Genomic DNA, 4,917 nt, shown 5'->3' with positions numbered 1-4,917 from the left:
TGTCGGGTGTCGGGTGTCGGGTGTCGGGTGTCGGGTGTCGGGTGTCGGGTGTCGGGTGTCGGGTGTCGGGTGTCGGGTGTCGGGTGTCGGGTGTCGGGTGTCGGGTGTCGGGTGTCGGGTGTCGGGTGTCGGGTGTGGGGATTGTAGAGATGTTTCGGTGGAACGTCTAGGATTAGGGGGAGAGGAGGGCGGGTTTCGTACAAACGTTATCCTCAACAACCAAGCATAAAGTCCCTAAACCCGCCCCTACACATTTACGCGCCATGTCCGACTAGCGAAGCGAAGGATCAAAACTTCCCCAATTCCCCCTATGGCTTTAATTATTGCTGGTGAACGGAGTGGGGTAGGCAAAACAACGGTGACGCTTGCCCTGCTTTCGTGTTTATCGCGACGGTATCGTCGGGTGCAATCCTTTAAAGTGGGTCCAGATTATATTGACCCGATGTTTCATCAACGGGTAACGGGGCTTCCCTGTCGCAATTTAGATCCGGTGTTAACGTCGGAAACTTATGTTCAAGCTTGTTTTCAGCGTCATTTGGATGGGATAGACTATGCTCTGATTGAAGGGGTGATGGGGTTGTTTGATGGTGCATCAGGACGCGATGATGTTGCCAGTACAGCGCATATTGCCCGACTGTTAAATGTCCCAGTGTTATTGGTTTTAGATTGTAGTCGCTTATCCCGTTCCGTCGCCGCGATCGCACAAGGATATCGTTGCTTTGATCAGAGCATCCAAGTGGCTGGGGTGGTGTTGAATCGAGTGGGGAGCGATCGCCATTTAGAATTGCTTCAAGATGCCCTAGAACCCCTACAATTACCTATACTCGGTGTACTCCGGCGTCAGGATAGTCTGACGATTCCCGATCGCCATCTGGGATTAGTTCCCACCGATGAACTCACCTTTCTGGATCAGTTAATTGATCAACTGGCTGATATTGGCGAAACCTGCTTTAACTGGGAGCGTTTATTGCCTCTGTTGAGGGCAGAGATTCACGATTTAACTGTCAACAGTCAACGGTTATACCCCGGTGTGACTCAATCCGTTACCCGAATTGCCATCGCTCGCGATCGCGCCTTTAGTTTCTACTATCAAGATAATCTGGATTTATTGCAACAGTTGGGAGCGGAATTAGTTCCCTGGAGTCCCCTAGTGGATACCACATTACCAGAAGGCGTGCAGGGACTTTATTTTGGTGGGGGATTCCCCGAAGTGTTTGCCCAGGAATTGGCGGATAATATCGAGGCGCGTCAGGCAGTATGGAATGCCATTGTTCAGGGAATGCCTACCTATGCTGAATGTGGTGGGTTGATGTATTTATGTCAACAGGTGAAAGATTTTGAGGAAAAATGTTGGTCGATGGTAGGGATATTACCCACAAAGGCGGTAATGGGCAAACGTTTAACCCTGGGATATCGTCAAGCAACCGCATTACACCATACGCCATTGGTATTAGTGGGTGAAAGGGTTTGGGGACATGAATTTCATCGTTCCCAGTTAACAGCAAGTCCTGAGCATCCTTTGTTTGAAACAAAAGGATATGATCCGAAGGGAAAAGTCGGAATTGAGGGGTGGCGAATGTATCAATTACATGCGTCCTATATTCATCTGCATTGGGGTGGAAAAACAGATATTCCTCAGCGTTTTTTGAAATGTTGTCAACAATTTAATCCAAATTAAGTAGGTGGGGACAATTAAAGCTCGTCATTCGTCATTTGTCATTTGTCATTCGTCATACTCGCTTGGCCAGAAGCAAGCTACGTCCTTTGTTAAAAGTAACGCACCATATACCTGAGAACGGTGCGTTACGGCGCAAAAGCGCAAATTATTCGTGATGTTAATCCAAGTAAGCGCCTAATGCACCCTACGAAAATTCGAGAAGTTGAAGTTAACGATTATAGGAAACCGTTGCTACCGATGGTTCCTTAATTTGAGGAACTACGACGTTCTGAGCATAAATCTGGGGCTTATCTTGGGCAACTTGGAAATACGCTTCCCGTAACTGCGCGTTAACCGCTACCGTCTTCGCGTCATAAAGCTGGGTGGCGAGTTTAGGATAGAACCCAATACCCAGAATCAGCACTAAAAAACAAGCGGCAATAAAAACTTCCCGTGGTTTAGCATCGGTGTAGATTGCATTAGTCGGCAAAACACAATCCGTGCCATAGCAAACGGCTCCTTCTTCATCCTTATTCTCGAAGTTGGAATTATCAAGTTCACAGGTTGGGGCGACGCCTGCTCCGTAAAAGACTTGTCTGAGTAGAGAGAGGAGATAGATGGGTGTGAGAATCATTCCCAAAGCCGAAAGGAAGACTGTTACTGTGCGGAAAGTTGAGCTATAAATATCACTGGTTGTCACCCCGACAAAGACAGAGAGTTCACTGGCAAACCCACTCATTCCCGGGAGGGCGATTGATGCCATCGCGGCGGCGGTAAACAGGGCAAAAACTTTGGGCATAACCTGACCAATACCCCCCATACTATCTAAGGCTAAGGTGTGGGTGCGATCATAAGTAACCCCAGCCAGGAAGAATAGCACGGCGGCAATTAAACCGTGGGAAATCATTTGCAACATTGCGCCACTTATCCCTAAATCCGTGAATGAGGCGATTCCGAGGAGGACAAACCCCATGTGAGACACGGAGGAAAAGGCAAGACGTCGCTTCATATTCGGCTGGGCAAACGAATTCAGTCCGCCATAGATAATGTTAACTACCCCTAGCATCGCCAGAATTGGGGCAAAGTAAACGTGAGCATCAGAAAGTATCTCTAGATTCAAGCGAATTAATCCATATCCGCCCATTTTCAGGAGTACCCCCGCTAAAATCATTGATACAGGAGCAGATGCTTCACCATGAGCATCAGGAAGCCAGGTGTGTAAGGGGAAAATCGCTAATTTAACCCCAAAGGCGATTAATAATCCGGCATAGAGTAGCAGTTCTAAAGCCAAGGGGTAATCCTTGATGCCGAGTTCAACCATATCGAAGCTGATTGTACCCTCGCCATAGAGTGCCATGGCTAACCCAGCTACCAAAATAAATATAGAGGCGGCGGCAGTATAGAGTAAGAATTTGGTCGCGGCGTATTGACGCTTCTGTCCCCCCCAAATCGAGACGAGGAGATAAACGGGAACGAGTTCCAGTTCCCACATAATGAACAGAAGCAGAATGTCTTGGGCGATGAAGACGCCGATTTGTGCCGAATACAGCACCAGCATCAAAAAATAGAAGAGGCGAGGCTTGTGATCGACTTGCCAAGCTGCGAAAATGGAGAGCGTTGTCACCAGTCCCGCCAAAAGTACCAGGGGAAGTGACAGTCCATCGACTGAAACTGCCCAACTGAGACCTAGTTGAGGTATCCAGGTATACTTTTCTGTGAGTTGAAATGTGGCGCTGCTGGCGTCGTAGTGCTGCCAAAAGGTGTACAGCATCAATAGAAAGTCCGCGATCGCAACACCGAGGGCATACCAGCGCACCGTTTTACCCCCCTTATCTGGCAGTAGGGGGATAGCAAAAGAGGCGACGAGTGGTAGGAGGGCGATCGCGCTTAGCCAGGGAAATGAATCGGCTATCATGACGATGGTAAAAATACTTAGTTAACAGATGATGTTATTTTACTAAGCTTTGTAACATTTTTCTCATAAATATTTATCTTGGATCACTATAGGGTATCCCCGTAGAGGATGTAGACCACCGTTTTCATAGTTTTGGGGCGGGGAGAGAAAGAATCTACATTGGGTAATCACAGCATGTCCCACAACCACCATCACCATCACGACCACAACGCCTTCAACTACAATCGTGCTTTTGCCATTGGTCTAATTCTAAATGGCGGGTTTGTCGTTGTTGAAGCCTTTTCGGGTATCTTCTACAATTCCCTGGCGTTACTGGCGGATGCGGGTCACAATCTCAGTGATGTCTTAGGCTTGGTTCTGGCTTGGGGTGCGAATATGTTGTCCCAACGTTCTCCAACCAAGCGCTATACCTACGGCTTCCGTCGTTCCTCGATTTTGGCGGCTCTTTTAAATGCTACCCTTGTCCTCGTGGCTATGGGTGCAGTGGCGTGGGAAGCGGTGAGAAAGTTCGTTAATCCTCAATCTGTACCCGGTGGTGTTGTGATTGGCGTTGCTTTGGTTGGCGTGGTGATTAATACCATTACCGCACTCTTGTTCATGTCAGGTCGTAAAGAGGATATGAACATTCGCGGTGCATTTCTGCACATGGCGGCGGATGCGCTGGTTTCTGTGGGAGTCGTGCTGGCGGGTATTGCGATCGCGGTGACAGGATGGCTATGGTTTGACCCGGCTGTCAGTTTAGTTATTGTTATGGTTGTGGTGGTGAATACGTGGCAACTGTTTCGGGAGTCGCTGAATTTAGCCCTAGATGCGGTTCCGGAAGGTATTGAACCTGCTGCCATTCGCACGTATTTAACGGAACTTCCGGAGGTTGATCAAGTCCATGACCTGCATATCTGGGCAATGAGTACCACAGAAACAGCGTTAACAGCTCATCTGGTGATACCCAAAGGGTATCCGGGTGATGCGTTTTTGAGTAGGGTATCCCAACATCTGCATGACCAGTTTGGCATTGAACATCCGACGATTCAAATTGAAACGGGTGACCCGAATCAACCCTGTACTCTGGCTCCAGAAAATCGGGTTTGAATTGGTCATTTGTCTTATGTCTGAGGATGAATATTGACAGATAAGATAATGAGTTAAGATGAGTAAAAAGCAGATGGATAGAGAAGGTAAAAATCTACCTGTAGGGGTACGGCAATGCCCATTGGTGTCAACTTAAGGGGAAATTTCCCCTTGAAATTACTCTCGGATTATCTCACCGCAAGACTTTCGCAGATTTTAAGCTAGTCTACCTACTGGAGTTAAGAGTAACAGCACTACTCATATAGAGGTTTGAGGT

The 4,917-nt window shown here is 48.0% G+C and carries 4 protein-coding genes; 3 read left to right on the top strand and 1 reads right to left on the bottom strand.

The features are described from left to right. Positions 1 to 229, top strand: a 229-nt coding sequence (locus RIG27_RS09180) for a hypothetical protein (protein ID WP_446344446.1), incomplete at its 5' end; no start/stop codon positions are given. Positions 230 to 310: 81 nt separating this feature from the next. Then, positions 311 to 1,678, top strand: coding sequence for a cobyrinate a,c-diamide synthase (locus tag RIG27_RS09175; RefSeq protein WP_446344444.1), 1,368 nt, complete (start codon positions 311 to 313; stop codon positions 1,676 to 1,678). 208 nt (positions 1,679 to 1,886) lie between these two features. On the opposite strand, the gene RIG27_RS09170 is transcribed toward RIG27_RS09175, so the two are convergent. Beyond that, a complete protein-coding gene (locus RIG27_RS09170; protein ID WP_446344442.1) occupies positions 1,887 to 3,572 on the bottom strand; it encodes an NAD(P)H-quinone oxidoreductase subunit 4 in 1,686 nt (561 codons plus the stop codon). A gap of 174 nt (positions 3,573 to 3,746) precedes the next feature. On the opposite strand from RIG27_RS09170, the gene RIG27_RS09165 reads away from it, so the two are divergent. Beyond that, positions 3,747 to 4,661 (top strand): cation diffusion facilitator family transporter, encoded by a 915-nt coding sequence (locus RIG27_RS09165; RefSeq protein ID WP_446344440.1) that lies wholly within the window; start codon positions 3,747 to 3,749, stop codon positions 4,659 to 4,661. Positions 4,662 to 4,917: the final 256 nt, after the last annotated feature.

Source organism: Coleofasciculus sp. F4-SAH-05, assembly GCF_040222985.1.
Lineage (GTDB): Bacteria > Cyanobacteriota > Cyanobacteriia > Cyanobacteriales > Coleofasciculaceae > Coleofasciculus > Coleofasciculus chthonoplastes.
Note: the sequence above shows the minus strand (reverse complement) of the source record. Positions and strands in the feature narration are given on the sequence as shown.

Excerpts from the sequence above, each read along its gene's own strand:
- RIG27_RS09170 (WP_446344442.1), bottom strand. The coding sequence starts at position 3,572 with ATGATAGCCGATTCATTTCCCTGGCTAAGCGCGATCGCCCTCCTACCA.
- RIG27_RS09175 (WP_446344444.1), top strand. The coding sequence starts at position 311 with ATGGCTTTAATTATTGCTGGTGAACGGAGTGGGGTAGGCAAAACAACG.
- RIG27_RS09165 (WP_446344440.1), top strand. The coding sequence starts at position 3,747 with ATGTCCCACAACCACCATCACCATCACGACCACAACGCCTTCAACTAC.